Source organism: Pseudomonas sp. BS3767 (assembly GCF_900099665.1).
Taxonomy (GTDB): domain Bacteria; phylum Pseudomonadota; class Gammaproteobacteria; order Pseudomonadales; family Pseudomonadaceae; genus Aquipseudomonas; species Aquipseudomonas cerasi.
On sequence record NZ_FNCX01000001.1, the window covers coordinates 217,830 to 243,906 of the forward strand.

27 protein-coding genes are annotated in these 26,077 nt (G+C 58.3%); 18 read left to right on the forward strand and 9 right to left on the reverse strand.

The annotated features are described in order from the left end of the window. Nucleotides 1-183: 183 nt before the first annotated feature. Nucleotides 184-1,368, reverse strand: coding sequence for an MFS transporter (locus BLR16_RS00915; RefSeq protein ID WP_161437843.1), 1,185 nt, complete (start codon nt 1,366-1,368; stop codon nt 184-186). A 163-nt stretch (nt 1,369-1,531) separates the two neighbouring features. Here BLR16_RS00915 and BLR16_RS00920 point away from each other — a divergent pair, with 163 nt between their 5' ends. Further along, nucleotides 1,532-2,671, forward strand: coding sequence for a lactonase family protein (locus tag BLR16_RS00920; RefSeq protein ID WP_074807608.1), 1,140 nt, complete (start codon nt 1,532-1,534; stop codon nt 2,669-2,671). Nucleotides 2,672-2,734: 63 nt separating this feature from the next. Here the strand turns inward: BLR16_RS00920 and BLR16_RS00925 are convergent, their stop codons facing one another. From BLR16_RS00925 to BLR16_RS00940, 3 genes are all read right to left on the reverse strand, one after another. Further along, nucleotides 2,735-4,324: an ABC-F family ATPase gene (locus tag BLR16_RS00925; RefSeq protein WP_092194046.1), complete on the reverse strand. Its 1,590-nt coding sequence runs from the start codon at nt 4,322-4,324 to the stop codon at nt 2,735-2,737. A gap of 374 nt (nt 4,325-4,698) precedes the next feature. Continuing rightward, on the reverse strand, nt 4,699-5,535 hold the full coding sequence (locus BLR16_RS00935) for a hypothetical protein (RefSeq protein ID WP_003434091.1): 837 nt from the start codon (nt 5,533-5,535) through the stop codon (nt 4,699-4,701). A gap of 413 nt (nt 5,536-5,948) precedes the next feature. Further along, the gene (locus BLR16_RS00940) at nt 5,949-6,086 is read right to left on the reverse strand and encodes a hypothetical protein (protein WP_003369471.1); all 138 of its coding nucleotides are present in this window, start codon (nt 6,084-6,086) and stop codon (nt 5,949-5,951) included. A gap of 458 nt (nt 6,087-6,544) precedes the next feature. Between BLR16_RS00940 and BLR16_RS00945 the strand changes: the two genes are divergently transcribed. From BLR16_RS00945 to BLR16_RS01015, 15 genes are all read left to right on the forward strand, one after another. Beyond that, entirely contained in the window at nt 6,545-7,246 is a 702-nt protein-coding gene (locus tag BLR16_RS00945; protein WP_003369473.1) for a DUF3053 domain-containing protein, read from the forward strand. A 109-nt stretch (nt 7,247-7,355) separates the two neighbouring features. Continuing rightward, nucleotides 7,356-7,901 carry a GNAT family N-acetyltransferase gene (locus BLR16_RS00950; protein ID WP_032609627.1) on the forward strand — a complete coding sequence of 182 codons (546 nt, stop codon included), beginning with the start codon at nt 7,356-7,358 and terminating at the stop codon, nt 7,899-7,901. 30 nt (nt 7,902-7,931) lie between these two features. Continuing rightward, nucleotides 7,932-8,555 (forward strand): glutathione S-transferase family protein, encoded by a 624-nt coding sequence (locus BLR16_RS00955; protein WP_003369480.1) that lies wholly within the window; start codon nt 7,932-7,934, stop codon nt 8,553-8,555. A gap of 70 nt (nt 8,556-8,625) precedes the next feature. Beyond that, entirely contained in the window at nt 8,626-9,051 is a 426-nt protein-coding gene (locus tag BLR16_RS00960) for a DUF3830 family protein (RefSeq protein WP_044308181.1), read from the forward strand. A 115-nt stretch (nt 9,052-9,166) separates the two neighbouring features. Continuing rightward, a complete protein-coding gene (locus BLR16_RS00965) occupies nt 9,167-9,610 on the forward strand; it encodes a hemerythrin domain-containing protein (protein ID WP_003369485.1) in 444 nt (147 codons plus the stop codon). 48 nt (nt 9,611-9,658) lie between these two features. Continuing rightward, complete coding sequence (locus BLR16_RS28740) at nt 9,659-10,018, forward strand: 2-oxoacid ferredoxin oxidoreductase (protein WP_074807615.1); 360 nt, start codon at nt 9,659-9,661, stop codon at nt 10,016-10,018. A gap of 359 nt (nt 10,019-10,377) precedes the next feature. Continuing rightward, nucleotides 10,378-11,229, forward strand: coding sequence for a transporter substrate-binding domain-containing protein (locus BLR16_RS00975; RefSeq protein WP_003416527.1), 852 nt, complete (start codon nt 10,378-10,380; stop codon nt 11,227-11,229). Nucleotides 11,230-11,292: 63 nt separating this feature from the next. Continuing rightward, nucleotides 11,293-11,955: an amino acid ABC transporter permease gene (locus tag BLR16_RS00980; protein ID WP_003345502.1), complete on the forward strand. Its 663-nt coding sequence runs from the start codon at nt 11,293-11,295 to the stop codon at nt 11,953-11,955. Between the two features lie 9 nt (nt 11,956-11,964). Continuing rightward, the gene (locus BLR16_RS00985; protein ID WP_074807618.1) at nt 11,965-12,627 is read left to right on the forward strand and encodes an amino acid ABC transporter permease; all 663 of its coding nucleotides are present in this window, start codon (nt 11,965-11,967) and stop codon (nt 12,625-12,627) included. Next, on the forward strand, nt 12,624-13,409 hold the full coding sequence (locus tag BLR16_RS00990; protein WP_003345505.1) for an amino acid ABC transporter ATP-binding protein: 786 nt from the start codon (nt 12,624-12,626) through the stop codon (nt 13,407-13,409). The genes BLR16_RS00985 and BLR16_RS00990 overlap by 4 nt, the downstream gene beginning before the upstream one ends. A gap of 40 nt (nt 13,410-13,449) precedes the next feature. After that, nucleotides 13,450-13,836, forward strand: coding sequence for a RidA family protein (locus BLR16_RS00995; protein WP_003369497.1), 387 nt, complete (start codon nt 13,450-13,452; stop codon nt 13,834-13,836). An 82-nt stretch (nt 13,837-13,918) separates the two neighbouring features. Then, nucleotides 13,919-14,683 (forward strand): IclR family transcriptional regulator, encoded by a 765-nt coding sequence (locus BLR16_RS01000; protein ID WP_003369500.1) that lies wholly within the window; start codon nt 13,919-13,921, stop codon nt 14,681-14,683. 16 nt (nt 14,684-14,699) lie between these two features. After that, entirely contained in the window at nt 14,700-15,902 is a 1,203-nt protein-coding gene (locus tag BLR16_RS01005; RefSeq protein WP_003369502.1) for an amino acid deaminase, read from the forward strand. A 27-nt stretch (nt 15,903-15,929) separates the two neighbouring features. Next, nucleotides 15,930-16,853, forward strand: a complete 924-nt coding sequence (locus BLR16_RS01010) for a 2-dehydro-3-deoxygluconokinase (RefSeq protein ID WP_054081459.1) — start codon at nt 15,930-15,932, stop codon at nt 16,851-16,853. A gap of 129 nt (nt 16,854-16,982) precedes the next feature. Continuing rightward, nucleotides 16,983-19,475 carry a UvrD-helicase domain-containing protein gene (locus BLR16_RS01015; protein ID WP_161437844.1) on the forward strand — a complete coding sequence of 831 codons (2,493 nt, stop codon included), beginning with the start codon at nt 16,983-16,985 and terminating at the stop codon, nt 19,473-19,475. Between the two features lie 10 nt (nt 19,476-19,485). Here the strand turns inward: BLR16_RS01015 and BLR16_RS01020 are convergent, their stop codons facing one another. Then, a complete protein-coding gene (locus BLR16_RS01020) occupies nt 19,486-19,752 on the reverse strand; it encodes a DUF1652 domain-containing protein (protein WP_003420677.1) in 267 nt (88 codons plus the stop codon). Between the two features lie 389 nt (nt 19,753-20,141). On the opposite strand from BLR16_RS01020, the gene BLR16_RS01025 reads away from it, so the two are divergent. Next, nucleotides 20,142-21,221, forward strand: a complete 1,080-nt coding sequence (locus BLR16_RS01025; protein WP_003434083.1) for a polyamine ABC transporter substrate-binding protein — start codon at nt 20,142-20,144, stop codon at nt 21,219-21,221. Nucleotides 21,222-21,227: 6 nt separating this feature from the next. Here BLR16_RS01025 and BLR16_RS01030 read toward each other — a convergent pair whose 3' ends face one another. Genes BLR16_RS01030 through BLR16_RS01040 form a run of 3 tightly spaced genes read right to left on the reverse strand, consistent with a single transcriptional unit; the run spans nt 21,228 to nt 23,797 of the window. After that, nucleotides 21,228-21,941: an ABC transporter ATP-binding protein gene (locus BLR16_RS01030; RefSeq protein WP_060707727.1), complete on the reverse strand. Its 714-nt coding sequence runs from the start codon at nt 21,939-21,941 to the stop codon at nt 21,228-21,230. Between the two features lie 3 nt (nt 21,942-21,944). Beyond that, nucleotides 21,945-22,790, reverse strand: a complete 846-nt coding sequence (locus BLR16_RS01035; RefSeq protein WP_003369517.1) for an ABC transporter permease — start codon at nt 22,788-22,790, stop codon at nt 21,945-21,947. Then, nucleotides 22,787-23,797, reverse strand: a complete 1,011-nt coding sequence (locus BLR16_RS01040; protein ID WP_058417138.1) for an aliphatic sulfonate ABC transporter substrate-binding protein — start codon at nt 23,795-23,797, stop codon at nt 22,787-22,789. The genes BLR16_RS01035 and BLR16_RS01040 overlap by 4 nt, the downstream gene beginning before the upstream one ends. A 487-nt stretch (nt 23,798-24,284) precedes the next feature. Between BLR16_RS01040 and BLR16_RS01050 the strand changes: the two genes are divergently transcribed. Continuing rightward, nucleotides 24,285-24,971, forward strand: coding sequence for a hypothetical protein (locus BLR16_RS01050; RefSeq protein ID WP_074807621.1), 687 nt, complete (start codon nt 24,285-24,287; stop codon nt 24,969-24,971). A 16-nt stretch (nt 24,972-24,987) separates the two neighbouring features. Here the strand turns inward: BLR16_RS01050 and BLR16_RS01055 are convergent, their stop codons facing one another. Next, complete coding sequence (locus tag BLR16_RS01055) at nt 24,988-25,983, reverse strand: aldo/keto reductase (protein WP_003369523.1); 996 nt, start codon at nt 25,981-25,983, stop codon at nt 24,988-24,990. Nucleotides 25,984-26,077: the final 94 nt, after the last annotated feature.

Below are 26,077 nucleotides of genomic sequence, written 5' to 3' on the forward strand. Positions count from 1 at the left end.
TCACGCCAAGGCGGCTGACAATCGCTTTGCAAGCCTGTTTCGAGGCTCGCAGTATCAAGTCAAGAAGTCGTTGCTGAATGCGTCAAGAAGTTGACCGACCGATGGCAGAATTTAAGCTTTATCTACTAACTATTGGAACTACAACCGAAAAGCTTATGCGGCAAAGCCACTGTCGAGGGCGATTTACTCAAGTCGAGCGGTGCGCCGCGACAACCAGATTGTCAGGGCCAGCGCGCAAACCGATAGCAGGGCAGCGTAAAAAAATATCCAGTCATAACCCTGGCCCAAGGCAATTGCGCCCATCACCGGACCTGCGATTGCCAATGCCAGGTCAAAGAACACCGCGTAGGCGCTCAGGCCTGCGCTGCGGCTAGGGGTGGGTACGCGCTTGATGGCTTCTACGCCGAGCGCCGGGTAGACCAGCGATAGCCCCACGCCGGTCAATCCGGCCCCTGCAAGGGCAACGCCGCTGCTCGACGAAAGCCAGAGCATCAACAGCCCGCAGATTTCTACCGCCATGCACACAATGGCCGCGTTGTAGCCGCCCAGCCGGTTGATGGCACCGATGAACAGCAGGCGGGCGAGGATAAAGCACACACCAAACATGCTCAGGCAATAGGCCGCGCCTTCCCAGCCACGATTCAGATAGAACAGGGTGATGAAGGTGGTCAGCGTGCCATAGCCGATCGACGATAGCGTCAGGCCCAGACCATAGGGTGCGATCCGGCCGAATACCGACCAGTAGGGCAGGCGCTCACCGACAATAATGGGCACCGAAGGCTTGTCGCGAATCAGCCTCAGCGCCAGACCTGCCATCACCATCAGGGCAATACCCAGGCTGTTGAAACCAATGCTATCGATGACCACTACGCCCAGCGGTGCACCGATGGCAATCGCCCCATAGGACGCGATACCGTTCCACGAGATTGAGCGGGCAGTGTGCTCCGGGCCGACCTTGCCGATGCACCAACTGATGGTGCCGACCCCGATAAGCCCTTGAGAGACGCCGAGGAACAGCCGCGCGACGATGAGAATTGACAGGCTCAGCGTGGCAAACTCGTGCAGCAGTGTGGCCAGCAAGGTCATGCTGCCACTGATGACGATGCCCCAGAGCCCGAATACGATGGAGCGCTTGCTGCCCAGCGTATCTGTCGCGCGACCGGCGAAAGGCCGGCTGAGCAGGGTGGCGAGGTACTGCGAGGCGATGGTCAGGCCGGCAATCAGCGGGCTGAAACCGAGCTGGTCATGAACATAGCCGGGCAACACCGCAATAGGCAGGCCGATGCACAGGAAGGCGATGAACGTGTAAAAGACGATAGAGACGATCTGCAGCGTAATCGTCATGGAACCGGGTTGTGCGGCAGGCATTGGACTCTTCGCTGGCAGGCGGTGGGAGTGCCCCATCATGGCGTGCGTCGTGGATAAATGAAAGCAGGCTAACGGTATTATGCGGCTGCTTATCAGACAGTTGCCGTTGTGAGGAGATACTCATAGGATGACTGATCACATCACAATAATAAAAAGGTTTGTCATGAAAAATATTCTGTTGCTGGCCGCTGCGGTTGGTTGTTCATTCGGCCTGAGCGCCCAGGCAGCCACCTTCGCCTACATTTCCAGCCCCATCGATGGGCTGATCTCTCAATACCGTCTCGATGAGCAGAGCGGGGCGCTCAGCCTGGTCGAGCAGACCAAGGCAGGTGATCAGGTCAATCCGATGGCCATCACGCCGGATGGCAAAGCGTTATTCGCCGCGCTGCGCGCCAAACCCTATCAGGTGCTGAGTTTCAGCATCGAGCCTGGCACCGGGCACCTCAAACCCCTCAGTCAGGCGCCGCTGGCCGAGAGTCTGGCCTACCTGTCTACCGATCGCAGCGGACGCTTCCTGTTTGGTGCGTCCTATGGCGCCGACTTGCTCAGCGTCCAGCCCATCGACGCGCAGCACCGCCCGAGCGACAGCATTCAGACTTACAAGACCGGCATGCACGCGCATTCGGTGCGCACCGATCCGAGCAACCGGTTTGTGTACGCCGGTAACCTGGGCGTCGATCGTGTGCTGCAATACCGCCTGGAGCCCAAGGACGGCAACGGCAAGCTTGTGCCCATCGGCGAGGGCTACGTCGTCGTTCCCGACAACACCGGCCCACGCCACCTGACCTTTTCGTCCGATGGCAAGTTTCTGTATGTCGTCGGTGAAATGAGTGGCACCGTCACGGCCTTCGCGATCAATCAGAAAACCGGTGCGTTGAAGCAGACCAGTCAGGCAGACGGTATTCCCAAACGCTTGAACCTGGCACCGGGGCAGGCCCGTGATGCGCGCAACAACGATCTCAAGGATGACCCGACGCCGCGCATCTGGGCTGCGGATATTCGCCTCGCGCCGAACGGCAAATGGCTGTTCATCAGCGAGCGCACCAGCAGCAGCGTGTCGGTGTTCAACGTTGATCCCACCAGCGGCAAAGTGACGTTCGTTGAAAATTATCCCGTTCAGGAAAAGCAGCCGCGCAACATCGCGGTGTCGCCCAATGGACGTTGGTTGCTGGTGAGTGGCGAGAAAAGCGACAAGGTCGGCAGCTACGCCATCGACGAGAAGGGTGCCTTGCAACGGATCGGCGAAGCGCCTTCGGGCAAGGGTGCGCTGTGGATTGAAATGCTCAGCCAGCCGAGCGAATAAGCGCTCTGAAACCAAAAAGCCCTGTCACAAGACAGGGCTTTTTGCTATTGCAGGCTGACAGGCTTAGAACGAAACGCCCTGGCTGCGCAGGTAGTCGTCATAGGTGCCGCTGAAATCGACTACGCCACTTGGGCTGAGTTCGATGATGCGGGTAGCCAGCGAGGACACGAACTCGCGGTCGTGACTGACGAAAATCAGTGTGCCTGGATAGTTTTCCAGCGCCAGGTTCAGCGACTCGATGGATTCCATGTCCAGGTGGTTGGTCGGTTCGTCCATCACCAGCACGTTGGGCTTTTGCAGGATCAGTTTGCCGAACAGCATGCGGCCCTGTTCACCACCGGAAATCACCTTCACCGACTTGAGGATCTCGTCGTTGGAGAACAGCATGCGGCCCAGGGTGCCACGTACCAGTTGCTCGCCGCCCTGGGTCCACTGACCCATCCAGTCGAACAGGGTGGAGTCATCCTCGAAATCGTGAGCATTATCCTGAGCGTAATAGCCGATTTCCGCCGCATCGGTCCACTTGACCGTGCCGGCATCCGCTTGCAGCTCGTTGACCAGCGTGCGCAGCAGGGTGGTCTTGCCGATGCCGTTCGGGCCGATGATGGCCACGCGTTCGCCGGCTTCGACCTGGAAGCTGAAGTCCTTGAACAGGGTCTTGCCGTCGAAGCCTTTGGCCATGCGATCAACGATGACCGCCTGGCGGTGCAGCTTCTTGGTCTGTTCGAAACGAATGAACGGGCTGACACGGCTGGAGGGCTTGACCTCGGCCAGCTGGATCTTGTCGATCGCCTTGGCCCGGGAGGTGGCCTGCTTGGCTTTCGAGGCGTTGGCCGAGAAGCGGCTGACGAACGATTGAAGTTCGGAAATCTGCGCTTTCTTCTTGGCGTTGTCGGACAGCAACTGCTCGCGGGACTGGGTCGCCACGGTCATGTACTCGTCATAGTTGCCCGGGAACAGACGCAGCTCACCGTAATCCAGGTCGGCCATGTGCGTGCACACGCTGTTCAGGAAGTGACGGTCGTGGGAGATGATGATCATCAGGCTGTTACGCTGGGTCAGGATGTTTTCCAGCCAGCGAATGGTGTTGATGTCCAGGTGGTTGGTCGGTTCGTCGAGCAGCAGTACTTCCGGATCGGAGAACAGTGCCTGAGCGAGCAGAACGCGCAGCTTCCAGCCCGGCGATACTTCGCTCATCGGACCATTGTGCTGTTCGATGCCGATACCCAGACCCAGCAGCAGTTCACCGGCGCGGGACTCGGCGGTGTAACCGTCCATTTCCGCAAACTCGGTTTCCAGCTCGGCAACGGCCATGCCGTCATCTTCACTCATTTCCGGCAGAGAATAGATGCGGTCGCGCTCGGCCTTGACCTTCCAGAGCTCTTCGTGACCCATGATCACGGTGTCGAGCACCGTGAACTCTTCATAGGCGAACTGATCCTGGCGCAGCTTACCCAGACGCACGTTCGGCTCCAGCATCACCTGCCCACCCGAAGGCTCGAGGTCGCCACCGAGGATTTTCATGAACGTGGACTTGCCGCAGCCGTTCGCGCCAATCAGGCCGTAACGGTTACCGGCGCCAAACTTGACCGAGACATTCTCGAACAAGGGTTTGGGGCCGAACTGCATGGTGATGTTAGCTGTGGAGATCAATTACTTTACCTATCAATAACGTGGGCAATAACCGGGGGAGCGCTGGCGTCAGGGGTGTGGTGTTCAGGACCCCACCCAAGCTGTTCAGTCCGCTCCGTCCGAGCATGAGCTGACCCAACGGGCATACGTCTACCGCAACGTCAGCCTGCCACGACTGCGTTGCCGGGATATGAATGTGGGGGTTCACGCCAGACATTGGCGCGCATTGTCGCATAGGTCGGGCGGCAGTGACATGGTGGACGGCAGAGGATTGCCGAGTTTAACGGTTCGGGGCAGGGCTGGCGCCCGTTTCAGCACCCTTCGCTGCGGGCAACTGCGGATGCCTCAAGATAAACAGGTGCATTGCAGGCGTCGCTCTCTATAGTGGCGAAGTACTATCCCTGAAGTGCGCAACTGACTTTATGGCGAACTTCATCAAGGCTCAACTTGGGAATGACCTCATGCGGTACTCGCGAGCTCTTGGAGACATTGAATACCTGGAAGTCGCTCCCGACGACCTGTTTCGACATCAGCTCCAGCGAAGGAAGAATTCTTGATTCGTAATGCTGATCCAGACCGCAGGGTGAGCAATTGTCGCTGGATGATTCATAGAACCGGCCCACGGACTGATTCATGTCGAAACCGACCAGAAAGACGTCGTCGAAACCAAGGTGATAGGACAGTTGCAGCGCCAGATACATGACCGTTCGGGCGTCGAAAAAACCAAGTTCCAGATTCTTGCTGAAGCCGATATCCCGGCTTCTGCTACTCCATAACGAAAGTTTTCTGACCAGTGCATTTTCCCGGGAGCACAGCGCTGCAACCGTCGACAATCTGGGCGATTTCTTCAGTGCATAAGCGCGTCCGGAAGGTCTGGGAATGTCGCCGCGAAACTGATCTTCCCAAAGGCCTACATTCTCGCTGGAGCGCATTGCAGCGGCGAACAGCTCAGGCTGCTGGTTGGGGAAATCCCTGTCGGAGCAGACGTAGAACAACGGTTTTATGTTCGTGCCTGCGAACATCGAGAACGCGCCGTTCATGGTGATCATGGGGATGTGCGAGAACTCTTTGATCGGGAAATCCTTCGCTGACTTCCCAGAGCCAATCAGGAAGACCGGCCCTTTTTTAGTGCCCCTGCATGTACTGAAATCAAGCACGCGCGTCGGTTCAGGCATGTGCTCGTCAACAGCATTGCGCAGGTAGCGCGTCGAATTAATTGATTGACTAGTCATGACTACCCTGTAGGCACTAGTGGCAAATTAGTTGGGACATATTGCGCAGGATGTTATTGGCTGGTGGCCAGTAATTCAACATCAAAGGGTCTAAAAAGAGTATCACACTGGAAACAACTGGCTACATAGCACGGCCGCCAATTCACGAAACGCGTTATTCACTAGATGGTTTTCGGATGTAAGGTCAGGTCGGTGATATTGATTTAATACTGATTAGCCACTACTTGATGGCGGCTGTATCGGCTTCTGTTTCTGGCAAAATATTCTGTACTTTAGATGCGCAGCGAGAAGATCGAAATATGTATCAGGACGATACATTTGCAGAGGGTAAGTTGGACGAAGTCGGCGACAAAAGGTTTTTTCTGCAAGGCCCGGTGATCACCGGGCCCGCCATTTCTGGTGCGTGTTGACGGTTAGTCGGATTTCCTTTCCTGCTTTTTCCTCCTGAACCAGCTTCCCAGCGCATGGAAAGGGTGAATGAACATCGCAATCGCTCCGAGCAGAAAGACGATGGAGACAAGGATCAGACCCAGCCCTTCGTGTGCAAACATAGTGATTGACTCCTGTTGTCACTTTGTCGGTCCGTTGAAGACTAGTCGCTGAAACGTTTCACCTCATGAAGAAATGTTAAGGAACTTTCCCGCAGTGGCTTCAAGAGAGGACCCGGCGCCATGCAGACGTACGCACGATCCGGGCGCAGATGCCCGGTTTCCTTCCGCCGAACCAGTCCGGTCGCGCGCCGACTTTGCCAGGATGACGCGCTGAAGCTGCACGCGATATTTATCTGAAACCGGGTTCGACCGGCATCCTGCTGCTCTTCGAAGGACCCGCACCGCTTGACGTTTGCACCGCCCATCACCCGAAACCCTCAACGGTCAGCTGGCATTCCGACAAGTATCTTCAATGCCGTCGTGGAACTAGATGAGGCGATGACGAGACTATAAGCACGCTCGCGTTCAGCAGGCGTGGCCTGTGAACGTGCATTCTTATGATCCCGGAGGTTACTGACATGAAGTCCCTTTTCCGTCCAGCTTTGCTGCTGGCTGTCGCTTTACCCCTGTTCCTGGCTGGCTGCGGAGACAAGGAGCCCGAGCAGCGCACTGCGTTCACTCAGTTCCTGCAAACCCGAATTGTCGACAAGCCGGGCGTGCATGTGCCCAAGCTGACGGATGAAGAAAAGAAAGCCTTTGGTGACTACACCTCGCACTACGCGGTCATCTCCGACTTCGGCGCGGGCATGGACACTGCGGTGCAGCCACTCGCCGGCTTGATGCAGAAAGGCTCCTTTCATTCGGTCAGCGATGTCATTCAACGCCGTGCAGACCTGGCCGCCGTGCAGACGGGACTCGATGAAGTGGGCGAAAAGCTGACCATCGAGCAGGGCAAGGCAGACGCGGCACGTGCGAAACTCAAGCAGCCAGAAGACCTGAAGGTGGTTTACGACAAGGCCTACGACCGAACTGTCAGCGTACCCGCCAACACCTTCCGTGAAGTGCTGCCGCAGATAAAGGGCACCTTTTCCAGTGGCCTGAAGGTTGCCGATTATGTGGACGCGCACAAATCGCAGATCGATATCTCGGGTTCGACCATCACCGTCAAGGACCCGGTGGTACAGACCGAGCTCAACAAACTGCTGCAAGAGCTGAATGAGCAGGGCAAGAACGCGCAACAAGCCCAGTCCAAACTGCAATCGCTCATGACCGGCCGCTGATAACGAGCTGCTGCGTCTGAAGTGACGGCCCGGTCCTGCTGCCGGGCCGATCCTTGTGTCAGGTATGATTCCGCCATCTGTCTACCTGACGCCGGGAATCCACCGTCTGATGATCACTCCCTCTTCAATGACCATTACCCTGCGTGATGCTGCCTCTGCGGACGCTTTGTGCCTTGCGGCGCTCGGCATGCAGGTTTTTCTCGACACCTACGCAACGCAGGGCATTCGACAATCCATCGCCCGCGAAGCGCTGGAAGCTTTCTCGCCTGCGAATTTCGCACAACTGCTCATCGAGCCGACGACATTGATCATCGTTGCGGAGTCGCAAGGGCATTTGATTGGCTTTGCTCAGGTCGCGTTGCGCACCGATCATGCAATGCTGGGCGTATCGACCGCTGCCGAGTTGCAACGGCTCTATGTGCAGGAACGTTTTACAGGGCGTGGAGCAGGGCGGCTGTTACTCGAAGCCGCCGAGCGGCGTGCAACAAGCCGTCACGCCTCGCTATTATGGGCGACGGTCTGGGTTGGCAACCCGCGCGCGCTGGCGTTTTACCCTCGTCAAGGCTATGAATTGAAAGGTGCTCCGCACTATGTGTTTCAGGGCGAGACACATGAGAATCACCTGTTTGCCAAATCGCTGATGACCACTGACTGACACGACGTTGCTGTGCAACAAGGACGCTGAATGCTGCGCATACTGGGCAAGACCTCCTCGATCAACGTACGAAAAGTACTCTGGACCTGCGAGGAACTGAAGATACCCTTCACTCAGGAAGACTGGGGGTCAGGCTTCAAACCTGCCAACACGGACGAGTTTGTCGCGCTCAACCCGAATGCCATGGTGCCGGTTATCGTGGATGATGACTTCGTGCTTTGGGAGTCCAACAGCATCGTTCGCTATCTGGCCAACCGTTATGCTGGCGACGCTGTTTATCCGCTGGATCCACGTGCCAGAGCGCAGGCCGATCAGTGGATCGACTGGCAAGGCTCGGATCTGAACAGATCATGGAGCTATGCCTTCATGTCACTGGTGCGACGCTCGAGCGAGCACCAGGACCCTGTCGCCATAGCCGCTTCCTGTGCCCAGTGGGCCAGGCATATGCAAATACTCGACAGGCAACTGGAAAAGACTGGCGCCTATGTCTGCGGCGAGCGTTTTACCCTGGCTGACATCCCCATCGGTCTTTCAGTCAATCGCTGGTTCGAGACGCCTCTCGAGCATCCCGACCTGCCCGCCGTCAATGCGTATTACGAACGCCTGAGCCATCGCTCCGGCTACCTTCTGTATGGGCGTAACGGAACTCCGTGACGGCTTGTCGGGCTCGCGTTTATCCTTGGGCACTATTCTGAGCCTTGTTGTCTGTTAAGGAGTCGTTGAAGTGACCACCATCAAAATCACCGCGGGCGGATACGAGTTTCTCGCCGAAACCCATCCGGACGCGCCGCAAACGGTGGAGGCGTTTCTCAAGCTGCTGCCTTATCGGCAGAAATTCATCCATGTACGCTGGAGCGGCGAGGGCTGCTGGGTGCCGCTGGATGATTATCAGCTCAAGCTGGATGACGCATTGATCGGTTTCGAGAACGCAACCAGCCATCCTTCGGTGGGCGACATTCTTTTCTACCCGGGCGGTTACAGCGAAACCGAGATTATCCTTGCCTACGGTTCGTGTTGTTTCGCCAGCAAGATGGGGCAGTTGGCGGGCAACCATTTTCTGACCATCACTCAGGGCAAGGAAAACCTGCGCAAGCTGGGCGTGAAGACGCTTTGGGAGGGCGCTCAGGATGTGGTTTTCGAGCTTGCTTGAGTCTGCCGTTATTGCGCGATACGCATTTGCCAGTATTTGGTGGAACTGCTGATCTTCGCCAGGGGTCTAGTCCACGATGCTTCCAGCTCCCGGAAGCCGACCTGGAGACACGCCCTTGAATATTTTCGAAGCCCTGCGCGAAAGCCATGACCGTCAACGCAGCTACGCTGATGCCCTGATCCAGACCAGTGGCGACAGCGCCGAGCGCGAGAAGGCCTACAAACAGCTCAAGGAAGAACTGCAGGCACACGAAACGGCCGAAGAACGGTTTTTCTACATTCCTCTGATGGCCCACGACAATGGCGTGGACCTGAGCCGTCACGCCATTTCCGAGCATCATGAGATGGACGAGATGATGGAAGAACTCGATGAAACTGAAATGTCGAGCCCGGCCTGGCTGGCCACTGCGAAAAAATTGTCGGAAAAAGTGCACCACCACCTGAAAGAAGAAGAGCAGAAGTTCTTCCAGATGGCGGGCAAATTGCTCGACGAAAAGCAGAAACAGAGTCTGGCCGGCGAATACGTGAAGGAATACGAAGAGCAATTGGCTGAGGGTTGATAGCGCTGTGCAGTGCTAGAATCGGCTTTTTATCAGCGAAGGCATGACATGAAGTTTCTGTCTCTGACAAGCGCGACGGTGATTGCGGCAACCTTATTGACCGGGTGTGCAGCGCCTTCCAGTGCTGCACGTGCCGCAGGACCCTACAAGGTCCTGTCGAGCGCCAAGCAGGATGCCGCCGTTGCCCAGTGCATTCAGGTGACCTGGCAGAACGAAGCCATGTTCGGCACGTCCTCTGACGTGTTCCTTCATGACCTCTCCGGCGGCGGCTTCACCGTGTTTACCACTGAGTCGACCTACTTCGCTGACGTGCGCGGCAAGGGCCCGACCACTGCCGTTGAGTTCTATGCCCCGCAAGGCGATGCTCAGGCCGCATTGCGCTCTGCGGCCATTGCTACCTGCCTTTAAGTCTTTTCACACTGACACCTCTCATTCCCATGCGCCCGCGTGGGAATGCCGTTCTGGATGCGTTGTGTGCGCCCACTCATGCTTCGGGCTTGACCGGGTCGATACTCCACGCCCGATAACAGCGCATATGCACAAGAGTGGGGCCCTGGCACTCAGATATGGCAATCGGTAGCGTTACCTGCGCAATGCGCCCCCGCGTCTCCGCTTCAAGCCAAAATTCCAGTCTGTTGATTTATCTCGACTTTTTCATGCGGTGTTCTCCGCGCGTCCTCTGTGGCACACTTTCTGCTATCTATTCCGTTGTTAAATACCTGTATCCGCTATAGCGGAATAACGAATACTTCGGCGGAGTTTAAGTCATGCATCGCGGACCTTCCTTTGTGAAAGCTTGTGCCTTTGTTCTTTCAGCTTCATTCATGCTGGCCAATACGGTGCAGGCAGCCGAAGGCAGCAAGCTGGATGCGGTATTGAAACGTGGCAATCTGGTGGTAGGCACGGGCAGTACCAATGCCCCGTGGCACTTTCAGGGCGCGGACGGCAAGTTGCAGGGCTTCGATATCGACATTGGCAGAATCATCGCCAAAGGCCTGTTCAATGACCCGAGCAAGGTGGAATTTGTCGTGCAGTCCTCGGATGCACGTATCCCCAACCTGCTGACCGACAAGGTCGACATCAGCTGCCAGTTCATCACCGTTACCGCCAGTCGCGCACAGCAGGTGGCATTCACCTTGCCCTACTACCGCGAGGGTGTGGCGCTGCTGTTGCCTGCCAATAGCAAGTACAAGGAAATCGATGACCTGAAGGCAGCAGGTGACGATGTGACCGTGGCCGTCCTGCAAAACGTGTACGCCGAGGAACTGGTGCATCAGGCACTGCCCAAGGCCAAGGTCGATCAGTACGACAGCGTCGACCTGATGTACCAGGCGATCAACTCCGGGCGTGCCGATACAGCGGCCACCGATCAGTCTTCGGTCAAGTACCTGATGGTGCAGAACCCTGGTCGCTACCGTTCGCCTGCCTTTGCCTGGAGCCCGCAAACCTATGCCTGCGCGGTCAAGCGTGGCGACCAGGACTGGCTGAACTTCGTCAACACCGCGTTGCATGAAGCCATGACCGGTGTCGAGTTCCCGGCTTACGCGGCGTCTTTCAAGCAGTGGTTCGGTGTCGATCTGCCGGTGCCTGCAATCGGCTTTCCGATGGAATACAAATAAGTCCACTCTGACCTTCAGCGGCAGGGCAGGCCCTCGGGCTTTCCCTGCCAGGTACGGGCAAGCATGAATTACCAATTGAATTTTGATGCCGTGTGGCGCGACTTCCCCAGCCTTCTGGCGGGGTTGGGCCTTGGCCTGGAACTGGCCCTGATCTCGATCGCGATTGGTTGTGTGATCGGGCTGGCGAATGCATTTGCGCTGCTGTCGCGTTACAAGGCGTTGCGTATCGTCGCGTCGATCTATGTAACGGTGGTACGCAATACGCCGATCCTGGTGTTGATCCTGCTGATCTACTTCGCGTTGCCCGGGCTGGGCATTCGACTCGACAAGCTGGCGTCATTCATCGTCACGCTGTCGCTGTACGCCGGTGCCTATCTGACCGAAGTGTTCCGTGCCGGGCTGCTGAGCATCCATAAAGGGCAGCGTGAAGCGGGGCTGGCGATCGGCCTGGGTGAATGGCAGGTGCGTGCCTATATTATCGTGCCGGTGATGTTGCGCAATGTATTGCCGGCGCTCTCCAACAACTTCATTTCGCTGTTCAAGGACACCTCGCTGGCGGCCGCCATTGCCGTGCCGGAGCTGACCTACTACGCGCGCAAGATCAACGTCGAAAGCTACCGGGTGATCGAAACCTGGCTGGTGACCACAGCACTCTATGTGGTGGCCTGCTACGTGATCGCTCTGCTTCTGCGCACCCTCGAACAACGTCTGGCGATTCGCCGCTAGGAGGCTGTCATGTATCAACCCCCTGGCTGGTTGCAGGAATTGTGGAATGCGCGGGAAGTGCTCTGGTCCGGTTTTCTGACCAGTATCCAGTGCTCGGCGCTAGCGATTGCCGCAGGTACGCTGATCGGCATGCTGGCCGGTCTGGTACTGACCTACGGCGGTTTTTTCGCGCGCTTGCCGATCCGGCTCTATGTGGATCTGATTCGCGGTACCCCGGTGTTCGTGCTGGTGCTGGCGGTCTTTTACATGGTGCCGGCGCTGGGTTGGCAGATCAGCGCGTTTCAGGCCGGCGCAATAGGCCTGACGCTGTTCTGCGGCTCTCACGTTTCGGAAATCGTGCGCGGCGCCCTGCAGGCCATTCCCCGTGGCCAACTGGAAGCCGGCAAGGCCATCGGTCTACGCTTCGGCCAGTCGCTGCGCTATGTGTTGCTGCCTCAGGCCATGCGCCAGATCCTGCCGACCTGGGTCAACTCCTCGACCGAGATCGTCAAGGCGTCGACGCTGCTTTCGGTGATCGGTGTGGCTGAACTGCTGCTCAGCACCCAGCAGGTGATCGCGCGCACGTTCATGACCCTGGAGTTCTACCTGTTTGCAGGTTTCCTGTTCTTTCTCATCAACTACGCCATCGAGCTTCTTGGGCGGCAAATCGAAAAACGGGTGGCATTGTCATGACACAGACTCATAACCCCGGCCCGGCGCTGCTCAGCATCGAAGGCTTGCATAAATCCTACGGCGCAGTGGAAGTGCTCAAGGGCGTCGATCTGCGCATGCAGAAAGGCAATGTCGTGACCCTGATCGGTTCCAGCGGCTCGGGCAAGACCACCTTGCTGCGCTGCGTCAACCTGCTGGAAGAGTTTCAGGGCGGGCATATCCGTCTTGAGGGGCAGGACATCGGCTACAGCAACGTAGACGGCAAGCGCACCCGCCATCCGGAGCGTCTGATCGCGCAACACCGGGCAATGACCGGCATGGCCTTCCAGCAATTCAACCTGTTTCCGCACCTCAGCGCCTTGCAGAACGTCACCCTGGGCTTGCTCAAGGTCAAGAAGATGCCCAAGGATCAAGCCGTTGCGCTGGCCGAAAAGTGGCTGGACCGGGTCGGCCTGCTGGAGCGGCGCAATCACTTCCCCGGTCAGTTGTCCGGCGGGCAGCAGCAGCGTGTGGCGATTGCACGCGCCATTGCCATGAACCCCAGCCTGATGTTGTTTGACGAAGTCACTTCGGCACTCGATCCGGAGCTGGTGGGCGAAGTGCTGAGCGTCATCAAGGACCTGGCCGAGGAGGGCATGACCATGCTGCTGGTGACGCACGAAATGCGTTTCGCCTACGAAGTGTCGGACCAGATCGTGTTCATGAATCAGGGCCGCATCGAAGAGCAGGGGCCACCCAAGGCCTTGTTCGAGCAGCCGAAGTCGGCGCGCTTGAGCGAGTTTCTCAAGAACATCCGTTTTTAAACGTTCACTACGTCCAATGCTTCAAGACAAGGAAAAACTCATGACTATTACCCGTTATGGCGCAGGCAGCACAGCAGGAGGCGGCCAGCCACGCCCATTCGCTCGCGCCGTCGAGGCTGACGGCTGGTTGCACGTTTCCGGCCAGGTACCTGCGCTGGATGGCGAGATCATCGTCGGCGGCATCGTCGAGCAGACGCACCAGACCATGCGCAACCTGATCGCAATTCTTGAAGAGGCCGGTTATGCGCTCAAGGATGTGATCCGGGTCGGTGTATGGCTGGAGGACCCGCGGGACTTCTGGAGTTTCAACAAGGTATTCGGTGAGTACTTCACCCCCGAGCATGCGCCGGCACGCGCTTGCGTTCAGGCCAGCATGATGGTCGACTGCAAGGTCGAAATCGACTGTATTGCCTACAAACGCAAATAGCACACGTACAGCTACACGTTGCAAGCCGGAAGCCCGATCACCTGAGGCTTTTGGCTTGCCGCTTTCCCAAGGAACGAATCTCATGACCGAAGACACTATCAAGCGCCGGGCACGTGGACTGGACCGGGCGTTCGATATCCTGGATTTTCTCAAGGAAAAGGCCAGGCCCATGCGCCCCAATGAGATTGCCAGCGGGATCGGCAGCCCCAAATCGACGGTTTACGAGCTGGTGGCATCGTTGCTGGAGCGGCGGATTCTGGAGACGGTGGGCAAGGACGGGCATGTCTATCTGGGCCGTCAATTGTATTTTCTGGGGCAGGCACACTTGCGGCACTTCGATTTCACTCGCGAGGCCGAGGCCTGCCTGTGCGAGATCGTCAGCCGGACGCGGGAAACTGCGCAGATGTGCCTGCTCAATGGTCGCAAATACACCGTGGCGCTGATGAAGGAGGGTGAGCGTCATTTCAGGATTTCTTCGGACATCGGCGAGAACGCGCCCATCCCATGGACGGCGTCCGGACGTCTGTTGCTCAGTCACCTGAGCGATCAGCAGATCATCGACCTGATCGACCCCGACGACTTCATTCTGCCGGGGGGCGAACGTCTGCCGCTGGAGACCTTTCTTCGGGAAATCCGCAAGGCCGGCGAGGAGGGCTTCTTTTCCTTCAATAGCGTGGCTGACACCTTCACCCACTGCTTCGCCGCTCCGGTGAACAACGAACACGGTCAGTGCATCGCCACGCTGTGCATCGTCGCGCCGCGTGCCGACGCCAAGACCCACTACGACGACTATCGGCGGGTGCTGATCGAAAGCGCCAATGGCCTGGCTCGCCGTATCAATGAATAACCGCAGGAGATTACCGATGAGCACCGCCGTAATGGACAAGGGTACTGCGCAGCCGGGTGACAGCCTGGTCAGTGATGTCAGCCTGCCCGCACTGGTAATTCATAATCAGGCGCTGCAACACAATATTCGCTGGATGCAGCAGTTTGTCAGCGACAGCGGTGCAGAGCTGGCACCGCACGGCAAGACCAGTATGGTGCCCGCGCTGTTTCGCCGGCAATTGGACGCAGGCGCATGGGGCATGACCCTCGCCACGGCGGTCCAGACGCAGGCCGCTTATGCGCATGGCGTGCGCCGGGTGCTGATGGCCAACCAATTGGTCGGTGCGCCGAACATGGCAATCGTTGCCGACATGCTGGCTGATCCCATGTTCGAGTTTCACTGCATGGTCGACCATCCGGACAATGTCACTGCGCTGGGCGAGTTTTTCGCTGCGCGTGGCCTGCGTTTGAACGTGATGATCGAATACGGCGTACCTGGCGGGCGTTGCGGCTGCCGTAGCGAAGAGCAGGTGCTGGCACTGGCCGACGCTGTTCTGGCACAGCCGGCGCTGGCATTGACCGGCATTGAAGGGTACGAGGGCGTCATCCACGGCGACCACGCCATCCAAGGCATCAAGGCCTTTGCCGCATCGCTGGTGCGCCTGGCTGTCGACCTGCAGGACAAGGGCGCCTTCGCCCTGGATCGCCCGATCGTCACAGCCTCCGGCTCGGCCTGGTATGACCTGATCGCCGAAGCCTTCGATGCCCAGTCTGTTCGCGAGCGCTTCCTCAGCGTGCTGCGGCCCGGCAGCTATGTGGTGCATGACCACGGCATCTACAAGGACGCGCAGTGCTGCGTGCTGGATCGGCGCGCCGAATTGAGCGAAGCACTGCGCCCGGCCCTGGAGGTCTGGGCGCATGTGCAATCCCTGCCGGAACCGGGCTTTGCAGTGATTGCCATGGGCAAGCGCGATGTTGCCTACGACGCCGGGTTGCCCAACCCGCTGCTGCGTTACAAGCCAGGCGTGCAATCGGCTGGCGACGATGTGAGCGCCTGCAAGGTGACGGCGGTTATGGACCAGCACGCGTTCATGACGGTTGCACCCGGATGCGAGTTGAAGGTCGGCGATATCATTTCCTTCGGCACCTCGCACCCGTGTCTGACGTTCGACAAGTGGCGTTCAGGTTGCCTGGTGGATAATGACCTACACGTGATCGAGTCTTTCAGTACATATTTCTAGTCAAAGTATTTGCAGGAGTATCGTCACATGAGCCTTCCACGGGTCGCCCTGATCGGCGAATGCATGATCGAACTGCAACAACATGCCGATGGCAGTCTGCGCCAGAGCTTCGGCGGCGACACACTCAATACGGCGGTCTACCTTTCCCGATTGCTGGGTGAGCGGGCCAAGGTCGACTACGTTACGGCACTGGGTGACGACAGCTTCAGCGATGCGATGTGCCGGATCTGGGCGGACGAGGGCATCGGTCTGGGCAAGGTGCAGCGCCTGCCCGGACGCTTGCCGGGACTCTACTGCATCCAGACCGACGCCAATGGTGAGCGGCGCTTTCTCTACTGGCGCAACGAAGCTGCCGTGCGGGACTGCTTCATGACCCCGGCGGCCGAGCCGATCCTGGCAGCGCTGGCCAGCTATGACGTGCTGTATTTCAGCGGCATTACCCTGGCAGTGCTTGGCGAGCAGGGGCGTGCCAAACTGCTGGAGGCATTGGCGCGTGCGCGTCAGCGCGGAGTCAGGGTCGCCTTCGACAACAACTATCGTCCGCGGCTGTGGGCCAGTGTCGAGCAGGCCCGCGAAGCCTACCGTGCGTGTCTGCAGCATGTGGATCTGGCCTTGCTGACCGAAGACGACGAGCAGGCACTGTATGGCTATGCCGACAGCGAACAGCTGCTGGCCGCCTATCGCGGGCGCGGCATCGGTGAAATCGTCGTCAAGCGTGGCGCGCAGAGTTGCCTCGTCGAAGCCGGCGGCGAACGTTTCGACATCGCAGCGCAGAAGGTCGAGCGTGTGGTCGACACCACGGCAGCGGGTGACTCCTTCAGTGCCGGCTATCTCGCGGCCCGGCTCACGGGTGACCACCCGCTGCAGGCGGCGGAAGCAGGGCATCGTCTGGCCAGTATCGTGATCCAGCATCCAGGCGCGCTGGTGCCCAAGTCGGTCATGCCAGTCTGATGGCACTTGCCACAGAACATGCAGTTGATCGGCTAACACACTGACAGACAAGCATTTCGCTGGAACCCGCGCGAAAATCCGGCCACCATAGGCGACCTTTTCGCCTGCGAGCCCACCACCGGAGTCTGCGTGCCTGACGACCTGCCTTCTGCGCTTCCTCATGACCTGGATGTCGACCTTGTACCGCCCCGGCAATTGCCGTTTTTTCGACGCCTGTTGGCGCGGCTGATGGGGCGTGGTCTTACCGGACTGCGCTCGCAGCACGCGCCCTCATGGTCGCAGGGGCATGCCGACGGTTATCTGAACGGCCACATCGAAGGCGTGCGTGAAGGCTATGAAGAGGGTTATCTGGATGGCCAAGAGTCGGGCCGTCAGGTGCTGGTCATCAGCGATACCCGGCCAGCACGGCATCGTGGCCCCAAGGTCGATGATCATCTGTTCGATGACTGGCGACTGGCACTCACACCTGAACTGAAAAAGCGCATCAAGGCCGATGTCGCCGAAAAGCTCCCCGCACATGCCCAGCCCAGCACGGCACAGTGGAAGATGATTTTCAGCGACACGCCGTCTACCTACGTGATTGCCGGGGCGGGCGCGGGCAAGTCCACGTCGCTGGTACTGCGGATTCTGCTGCTGCATCACTACCTGGGCTTCGAACTGAACGCCATGACGGTGGTGACCTTCACCCGCGAGTCGCGCAAGGACTTCATCAGCAAACTGATCGACGTCATGGCCCTCTGGGGGCATGCGCTGGAGCAAAAGCAGGCGCGCGAGGTAGTGCGCACCTTCCATTCACGCATTCTGCCGCTGGTGCGCAGTCTGCCGGGGTTTGAGCAGCTGCGCGCGTTCGAGAACCTGAGCAGCCAGTCTTCCGGTCTGGAAGAGGCGGATAGCAACCCCTTCGACTTGCGGATCAACGATGCGCAGCGCCAGCAACTCAATCTCTGCTATCGCGATCTGTACGCTGGCAATGAGCGTTTTCGCGAAGTCATGGCGCCGCTGTATCGCCATGCCCTGCAGCTCAAGGAACTGGACCGCGATCACCCTGATGTGCAGAAACGGGTCGCCGTGACCGAATTGTCCTCGAAACGCGATGAAGAGTGGTGTGACACCGTTGAAGACTTGTGGATCCGCGCCGGGGCCTGGCCTATAAAGGGCATTGAGCCCATGCGCCAAGCTGTTGAAATAAATGGTTTTTCATTTTCGTTTCACGGCTATATCGCTGAGCTGGATGCTTGGGTTGTGCTGGGTCTGGACGCCAGTGAGGACCAGCAACTCAAGCGCCCTGGCGCCAAGCTACCGGTGTGGGCAGAGGGCATCATAAAGCGCACCCTGTTTCAAGCTTTCTGCAATAAGCCTTTGATATGGATGGATAATTACCAGTCTGCCAATCAGGTTTTGCAATCCCTGGCAGGCGATGCCGTCGCTGGGCCTGGATTCGATTACCGGGTCAAGGGCGAGCTCGGTGCGGCACCCTTGCTGGACTGTTTTGTCACGGCTGCCAGTTTCATCGAGAACCTCGGGCTGGATGTGCCGAGCGCTGTATCCGAGATGAGTTTTGCCAGCGATGACCCGGACCGTTTCTTCTTCGAAGCGCTCAGCCTGTTCTGGAAAGCCTTCGAAACGCACCTGCTGGCTCAATCGCCGCCGATCATGACCTACAACCGCATGTTTGCCTTGTTCGGCGAAACGTCTCCCGAGAACCTCAAGCACGTCAGTGACCCGATGCTCAGACCCTTGGCGCATTTGATGATCGACGAGTTCCAGGACGTCTCGCCGCAGATCGTTTCATGGCTACGCGCCAGCTTGCGCGAAATCAGGCGTCGTGGTCCGGCATTGCACACCGGCCGCATCGCTCAGCACTCATCGTTGTTATGTGTCGGTGACGATTGGCAGTCGATCTACGGCTGGCGCGGCAGTTCACCGAAATACTTCATGGAGTTCGCAAAGGAGTTTTCCTCCCCGGCGACCACCAAGGTCATGCTCAGCGACAATTTTCGCAGTCATCAGCACATCATCGACGCCGCCGAGCACATCGTCCGTGCGGCCCCGGCTATCCCTGGCAAGAAGGCCCGCGCCAGTGGCACGCTCCAGGAGCTGCTGCCGGTCAAGGTACTGGATCGCGATGAGGACGAGCTTGCCGAGCGGGTCGCCGAGCACTATCACGATGGCGACTCGATCCTGCTGCTGTACCGCAAGGGCAGCGAGAAGGCACGTTTCCCGACGCGCCTGCAAGTATTGATCGACGCTGATTCGGCAAATGGCGCGCAGAATCGCCGCATCCGAACGCTGACCTACCACAGTTCCAAGGGCTTGCAGGCGGATGCCGTATTTCTGCTGGGCGATTGTCAGCATCTGACCGTCTCGCCATACAAGAATCAGGTTTACCGGTTGGCAGGGCTGGGTGATGCGAGTGATCTTCAGCCATTCGATACAGCGCAGAAGGATGAAGTCTTGCGTCTGGCCTATGTCGCCATTACTCGCTCGGCGCGGCACTGTTATTGGTATATCGATGAAAGCGCCAGTTCGGGAGAAGCAGTTCAGATGCCCAAAGCGTCAGACAGGATTGCCCGCGACAAGCCTTTCTTCGAAGACCTGCGTAACAGGGTTCGTGCTGGCTGAGGCGTTCATGTCAGATGAAACCGGCGATCTGTCGTTGCGTCTGAGTGCCGAATAACTCCAGCTCGTCCTCGATCGCTTCGATGATGCGCTCCACGTCTGCGGCATTCATCACGGTAGAACAGGGCAGGCCGGCAATGGCGACCACGGTCTCACCGCTGGCACGGTCGAAAAGTCGCGCAATCATGCTCCCTGGCGCATCCATCGAGGCTTCAAAGCCCACGGGATGGAAGTGCCAGCGCATCAGTTGGCATGCATTGGGGAATGTGACTTTAGTCATGACGATGGCCCACCTGAATCAATCGAGCACTTCCCTTGCTCCAATGGGTAGGCAGACAGCCAGAATGCGTCCGGTAAAGCCATGATGACGAGACGATGACCAGCAGTACGCATCATCGGTCGGTCAAGTTGCTTTCCAGCAGGATCGCTGAGCGGTCTGACGAATACTGAAAATAGCATTTGCCAGTGCCGTTCTGGAAAAATTTTTTATGACGCAGCATAAAAAAATCAATTATATGACCGGTGTCATTCGAAGGTATTAATGGGCACGCTCCATGCATCTGCCGAGCCGCTGCCGCAAGTCCTTCAACGGACTGAATTTGCCGTGACGAGGATGGTTTTCGTGCCGGGTCTGGGGCAAGCTGTCGCTATTGACCCGAGGAACTGCACATGCTGAGAAAATCCCTTGCCGCACTGGTGTTGCTGGCCTCCACCAGTCACGCGGCGGAGACGGTCAATATCTACAACTGGACGGACTATATAGCGCCGGACACCCTGAAGAATTTCGAAGCCGCCACCGGCTTCAAGACCACTTACCAAACCTTTGAAACCAATGAGGCGCTGAACGCAAAACTGCTGGCCGGCCACTCAGGCTACGATGTGGTTTTTCCGTCCATTCATTTCATGGGAAGACAAATCCAGAGTGGGCTGCTCAAAACCCTCGACAAGCGTCAATTGCCCAACTGGAAAAACCTCAACCCGGTCCTGCTCAAGGCGCTGGAGGGCAGTGACCCCGGTAATCAGCATGGTTTCCCCTATCTGTGGGGCAGTACCGGCATCGGCTATGACGTAGCCAAGGTCAAGGCCATCCTCGGCAAGGATGTACCGCTCGATTCATGGGATCTGGTGCTCAAGCCGGAAAACATGAAAAAACTCGCCCAATGCGGTGTCGTATTTCTCGACAGCGCACCGGCTCTTCTGCCGATCACCCTGAATTACCTTGGCTTGCCGCCGCACAGTGAAGTGCCTGACGACTACCGTCAGGCAAAGGCGGTACTGGACAGCGTACGGCCGTACATACGCAATTTCAGCTCTGCCGATTACATCGCCGACCTCGCGAAGGGCAGTATTTGTGTCGCAGTGGGCTATTCCGGGGATATTTCCCAGGCTCAGGAGCAGGCGCAGAAAGAAGGCAATGGCTTTACCATCGATTATGTCGTTCCGAAGGAGGGCGCACCCATGTGGTTCGACATGGTCGCCATACCGGCTGACGCCACCGATACCAAGGGCGCCTACGCGTTTCTGAATTACCTGTTGCGCCCCGAAGTGATCGCCAACATCACCAATACGGTGCATTACGCCAATGGCAATGAAAAGGCCGACGCGCTGATCGGTCCCGGCCTGTGGACCGATACCACGGTGTACCCGGACGCCGACATGTTGAGCCGCCTGTTCGTGATGTCTCAGGTCTCGGACACTATCAATACGTTGCGCGAGAAGCTCTGGGACACATTCAGGGCCGGCAGGTAACGCTGTTCAGATGACATGGGCCTGCTGCAGCTCGGTCAGCGCCTGAGCCTTCAATCGCGCCAGCAGCGGATCGCGACGATCCCTCGGCGTCTGCAGCCCGACCGGCAAATCGTGGGTGATTGTGCCGGGACGGCTGCCCATCACCAGCACACGGTCACTCAGGTACAACGCCTCGTCGACATCATGGGTCACCAGCAACAGGGTGATGGCATGGCGCGCAGCCAGTTGCAGGAGCAGGTCCTGAAGCCTCATCCGGGTAAACGCATCGACTGCGCTGAACGGTTCATCCAGCAGCAACACCGCCGGGTGCGAATACAGGCCGCGCGCGATCGCCACACGCTGCGCCATGCCACCTGACAGCGCTTTGGGCAAGGCGTCGGCAAAACCGGAAAGGCCCACTTCTTCGATCAATTGACCGACCCAGCGGCGGTCGTAGCGGTCATCATCACTGAAACCGATATTCTGTGCGACGGTCAGCCAGGGCATCAGGCGCGGCTCTTGAAACACGAACGCCACTTCGCCCTGAATGCGCTGCACCGAGCCACGAAAATCCTGCTCCAGTCCGGCGACAATTCTCAGCAGCGTGCTTTTGCCGCAGCCGCTGGGGCCCAGCAGGCTGACGATTTCCCCCGACTGCAGCGACAGATCGATGCCGTGCAGTACGGTATTGCCCGCAAATGCCTTGTGGTCGACGCGTATGTCCATCAGTGATTCCGGCATCTATCAACCCTCACGGCTTTGCCCGTTGAATGTGTCGCGCCAGGCCAGGAAGCGTTTTTCAAGGTTTGCCAGCAGACCGTCGCTGAGTTTGCCCAGTGTGGCCAGAACGATGATGGCCGCCAACACGATGTCCGGGCGCGAGGTTTCGCGTCCGTCACTGAGCAGGTAGCCCAGGCCTTTGGTGGCCGCGATCAGCTCGGCGGCCACCAGAAACATCCACGACAGGCTCATGCCGCTGCGCAAACCGGTAAACAGGCCGGGCAGGGCGGCGGGCAGAAGAATGCGCCGGGTCAGGCGATAGCGGCTCAAGCCATACATCTGGCCGACTTCCACCAGCTTTCGGTCAATGCCTCGAATCGCGGCCACGCCGTTGAGGTAGACCGGAAAGAACGCGCCGATGGCAATCAGCACGATTTTCGATGTTTCGCCAATGCCCAGCCACAACAGCAGAAGCGGCACCCAAGCCAGGCTTGGAATGGAGCGAAGCCCGGCGAACGTCGGCTCCAGATACGCCTCTGCTTCACGACTGAGCCCCACCCACGCAGCAAACACCAGGGCCAGGCTCGCGCCGATCACAAAGCCGCTGAGCACACGCAACAGACTGGCACTGATGTGCTTCCACAACGCACCGTCCGCCAGATCGCGCAGGGTCAGCACGATCTCGCTGGGCGCTGGCATCTGGTAGGCAGGCAGCCAGCCGATACGGACGATAACTTCCAGCAGGACGATGATCGCCGCCGGCACCACCAGGCCCTTGAGTGGCGTTCGGTAGCGCTGCCAAAGCGTTGGTTGCGACTTGTCCGGTGCTGCCTGCGCTGATGCAGACAACGCTTTGTCCCGGCTGGTCATGGAGTGGCGATCACGGCTTTGGAGAATTCAGGCGTGATCAGTTGATCGATGACCTGCTCGACATTGACGCCTTTGCGCACCAGATCCTCGGAAACCAGAATCGGCGCCGCGGCCTTGGACGCTTCCATGTCTTTCGCGCTCAGTTGCGGGTTGCTCAGGTCTGTGCGGGTCAATTGCAGCCTGGCGACTTCCAGCGGCAAACCCGACTCGGTCGCCAGCAGCCTGGCCAGCTCGTCAGGGTTTTTCACTGCCCATTCCCGAGCCTGCTCATAAGCGCTCAATACTGTTCTGATCGCCTGTGGATGCTCCTTGGCGTAGGTTTCCGTGACGCTCAGTACGCCATAGCTGTTGAAGTCCTTGTTGCGGTAAAGCAGGCGCGAGCCGGACTGTATTTCACTGGCCGCCATGTGCGGGTCAAGCCCTGCCCAGGCATCTACGTTGCCTTTTTCGAGTGCGATGCGTCCATCGGGATGCTGCAGGTGCAGCAACTCGACATCATCCTTTTTCAGCCCGGCCTTCTGCAGCGCGCGCAAGGTGAACAGATAAGGGTCGGTGCCTTTGGTGGCGGCTATTTTCTTGCCTTTGAGTTCGGCAACCGATTGCAGGGGAGAATCCTTGCGCACCACCAGAGCCGTCCATTCTGCCCGGCTGTAGACATACACCGATTTGATCGGGCTGCCATTGGCCCGGGCCAGCACCGCAGACAGGCTGGCCGACGATGCAAAGTCGACGCTGCCACTGTTCAGGTATTCCAGCGAGCGGTTGCTGCCCTGGCTCAACACCCAGGTGACTTTCGCCTCCGGCAGGGCTTTCTCCAGCCAGCCAAAATGCTTGAGCGCCAGGCTGACCGGCGAATAGTAGGCATAGTCCAGACGGATTTCGGCAGGTACGGCCTCGGCGGCCTGCACCGCGCCGTTGAGGCTCAACGCCAATACGCAGGTGCTGGCCATCCAGCGAATCAGCGCACGGGGAGACAGCAACCGAAAGGAAACGGAGGGTTGTGGCATAGTGGCATCCAGGTCAGGAAAACTAGAGCCGCAGCGACCGGCTGGTATATTCCAAAACAGGCAGTTCGCAGGGCGTGAAATTCAGAACAGGAATATTGCACGCTCTATGCCAAACACCAGGGTGCTTGAATTCCGGGGCCTTACGCGGTTTTCCGACGTCCGTGATGTTGATCTGACAGCGGTCTGTTGAATGGCTGTTGCCAGGCAAACAGTCGGTCTGATGACCCATCTTTCGACGATTTTTTGACATTTTCTCTGCTTGTCAGACGATTTTTTTGCCGGTATTGCAACAGAATCGTTTTTTGACACTCTTAATCGTCCACATTCTTAATTTCGAAACATGTGCGCACTAAGATTCGCGCGTGGATTCGCGCGTGACCCTGTTTGACTGATCCGCAGAAATTTCCAGGGCGAGCTGCACAAGCCTGCGTATTCGCACTAGCCAGATGGCTGTCCCCTTTCAAATGCGCACCGGACTCAGAAAATAATGAATATGCCGAAAATGCCTTCCATCACCCGACTTCAGCGCCGTCTTGCGTGGTGCTTCTTCCCCTCCTTGCTGGTGGCTTCGGCCCTGGCCCTGTTCACCATGGGCAAAGGCGTGCATGCAGAGCCCAAGAATGGCACCCAGACACTGGTATTCCTTCGGCATGCCGAAAAACCGGCCATGGGGTTGGGGCAACTGAACTGTCAGGGGCTTAACAGGGCGATAGAACTGTCGGAAGTCCTGCCCAAGGAATTCGGCAAGGCTGACTTCATTTTCGCTGCCAATCCGAGCCGACATGTGGAAGAGGGTGAGGGCGATCAGTCCTACAGCTACGTGCGTCCGCTGATGACGGTAGGGCCCAGCGCAATCAAACTGGGTCTGCCCGTCAACCTCGACTTTGGTGCCAACGACACCGCAGACCTGGCCGATGAGCTGATGCGGGACAAGTACCACAACGCAGTTATCTACACCGCCTGGTCGCATGGCTACCTGCCGGAGCTGATCAACAAGGTTGCTGAAGAAGCGTCCGGCAAGAGCACTAACCTGCTGGATGACTGGACGAACGATGATTTCGACTCAGTGATTGTCGTCACCCTGAAATGGGTCGATGGCAAGGCCACGCTCGATTACAAGAATCAAAAACAGGGCCTCAACAACGGCACCGAGACCTGCCCTGAGGCGACCTGATCTCGAATCGCAAGCGTTAGCCATTGAGGGACTTCATCGACTCCGCGCTATAGCGCTCGCCGGATGCCGACCCCTGAGCCGGAAAAATCGCTTCCAGCTGGGCAAGGTCATCGGTACTCAGCGTCAATGAAGCTGCGGCCACGTTGCTTTCCAGGTACTTGCGCTGTTTGGTGCCCGGGATCGGAATGATGTCCTCTCCCTGGGCAAGCACCCAGGCCAGCGCCAGTTGCGACGCGCTGATGCCTCTGGCCGTAGCCAGTGCCTTGACCTTCTCGACCAATTGCAGATTGCGATTGAAGTTTTCGCCCTGAAACCGTGGAGTGAAGCGACGATAGTCATCGGCCGCGAAATCGTCCGGAGTGCGCAATTCACCGGTCAGAAACCCCCGGCCGAGCGGACTGTAAGCCACGAAAGCAATGCCCAGGCGACGGCAGGTGGCAAGCACGCCATTCTGTTCCGGATCGCGTGACCAGAGTGAGTACTCGCTCTGCACAGCCGCCAACGGATGTACCGCGTGGGCCTTTTCGATGGTCGCTGCACTGGCTTCACAGATGCCTATATGGCGAACCTTGCCAGCCTTGACCAGTTCGGCCATGGCGCCAACGGTGTCCTCGATGGGCACCTTTGGGTCGACGCGGTGCTGATAATAGAGATCAAGGTAATCGGTGTTCAGCCGCTTCAGACTGGCGTCGATGGACTGGCGAATGTACGCCGGGCTGCCATTGACGCCACGTGCATGCGGATCGTCGCCACGCACGATGCCGAACTTGCTGGCCAGGTAAATACCTTCACGCTTGCCTTCGAGGGCCCGGCCAAGCAAGGCTTCATTGGTGTGCGGGCCGTACATGTCCGCTGTATCGAAAAAGGTGACACCCAGCTCCAGTGCGCGGTGCAAGGTGGCGATGGATTCCTTTTCATCGATGCCGGTGGTGTAGAAGTCCGACATTCCCATGCAGCCCAGCCCGACGGCGGATACGTGCGGACCGAGTTGACCCAATTGGCGCGTGATCACAATGAGTGCTCCTGATCGTTGAAAGAGCCATCAAGTCTCTACGCTTTGGCTGGCGCAATAAACCTGGTGTTTCTTATTTCACCGTTGCGAAAAT

What these genes read in the sequence shown, in the direction of transcription:
- BLR16_RS00915 (WP_161437843.1), bottom strand. Translation starts at nt 1,368, where the DNA reads ATGCCTGCCGCACAACCCGGTTCCATGACGATTACGCTGCAGATCGTC.
- BLR16_RS00920 (WP_074807608.1), top strand. Translation starts at nt 1,532, where the DNA reads ATGAAAAATATTCTGTTGCTGGCCGCTGCGGTTGGTTGTTCATTCGGC.
- BLR16_RS00935 (WP_003434091.1), bottom strand. Translation starts at nt 5,535, where the DNA reads ATGACTAGTCAATCAATTAATTCGACGCGCTACCTGCGCAATGCTGTT.
- BLR16_RS00940 (WP_003369471.1), bottom strand. Translation starts at nt 6,086, where the DNA reads ATGTTTGCACACGAAGGGCTGGGTCTGATCCTTGTCTCCATCGTCTTT.
- BLR16_RS00945 (WP_003369473.1), top strand. Translation starts at nt 6,545, where the DNA reads ATGAAGTCCCTTTTCCGTCCAGCTTTGCTGCTGGCTGTCGCTTTACCC.
- BLR16_RS00950 (WP_032609627.1), top strand. Translation starts at nt 7,356, where the DNA reads ATGATCACTCCCTCTTCAATGACCATTACCCTGCGTGATGCTGCCTCT.
- BLR16_RS00955 (WP_003369480.1), top strand. Translation starts at nt 7,932, where the DNA reads ATGCTGCGCATACTGGGCAAGACCTCCTCGATCAACGTACGAAAAGTA.
- BLR16_RS28740 (WP_074807615.1), top strand. Translation starts at nt 9,659, where the DNA reads ATGAAGTTTCTGTCTCTGACAAGCGCGACGGTGATTGCGGCAACCTTA.
- BLR16_RS00975 (WP_003416527.1), top strand. Translation starts at nt 10,378, where the DNA reads ATGCATCGCGGACCTTCCTTTGTGAAAGCTTGTGCCTTTGTTCTTTCA.
- BLR16_RS00980 (WP_003345502.1), top strand. Translation starts at nt 11,293, where the DNA reads ATGAATTACCAATTGAATTTTGATGCCGTGTGGCGCGACTTCCCCAGC.
- BLR16_RS00985 (WP_074807618.1), top strand. Translation starts at nt 11,965, where the DNA reads ATGTATCAACCCCCTGGCTGGTTGCAGGAATTGTGGAATGCGCGGGAA.
- BLR16_RS00990 (WP_003345505.1), top strand. Translation starts at nt 12,624, where the DNA reads ATGACACAGACTCATAACCCCGGCCCGGCGCTGCTCAGCATCGAAGGC.
- BLR16_RS00995 (WP_003369497.1), top strand. Translation starts at nt 13,450, where the DNA reads ATGACTATTACCCGTTATGGCGCAGGCAGCACAGCAGGAGGCGGCCAG.
- BLR16_RS01000 (WP_003369500.1), top strand. Translation starts at nt 13,919, where the DNA reads ATGACCGAAGACACTATCAAGCGCCGGGCACGTGGACTGGACCGGGCG.
- BLR16_RS01005 (WP_003369502.1), top strand. Translation starts at nt 14,700, where the DNA reads ATGAGCACCGCCGTAATGGACAAGGGTACTGCGCAGCCGGGTGACAGC.
- BLR16_RS01010 (WP_054081459.1), top strand. Translation starts at nt 15,930, where the DNA reads ATGAGCCTTCCACGGGTCGCCCTGATCGGCGAATGCATGATCGAACTG.
- BLR16_RS01020 (WP_003420677.1), bottom strand. Translation starts at nt 19,752, where the DNA reads ATGACTAAAGTCACATTCCCCAATGCATGCCAACTGATGCGCTGGCAC.
- BLR16_RS01025 (WP_003434083.1), top strand. Translation starts at nt 20,142, where the DNA reads ATGCTGAGAAAATCCCTTGCCGCACTGGTGTTGCTGGCCTCCACCAGT.
- BLR16_RS01030 (WP_060707727.1), bottom strand. Translation starts at nt 21,941, where the DNA reads ATGCCGGAATCACTGATGGACATACGCGTCGACCACAAGGCATTTGCG.
- BLR16_RS01035 (WP_003369517.1), bottom strand. Translation starts at nt 22,790, where the DNA reads ATGACCAGCCGGGACAAAGCGTTGTCTGCATCAGCGCAGGCAGCACCG.
- BLR16_RS01040 (WP_058417138.1), bottom strand. Translation starts at nt 23,797, where the DNA reads ATGCCACAACCCTCCGTTTCCTTTCGGTTGCTGTCTCCCCGTGCGCTG.
- BLR16_RS01050 (WP_074807621.1), top strand. Translation starts at nt 24,285, where the DNA reads ATGAATATGCCGAAAATGCCTTCCATCACCCGACTTCAGCGCCGTCTT.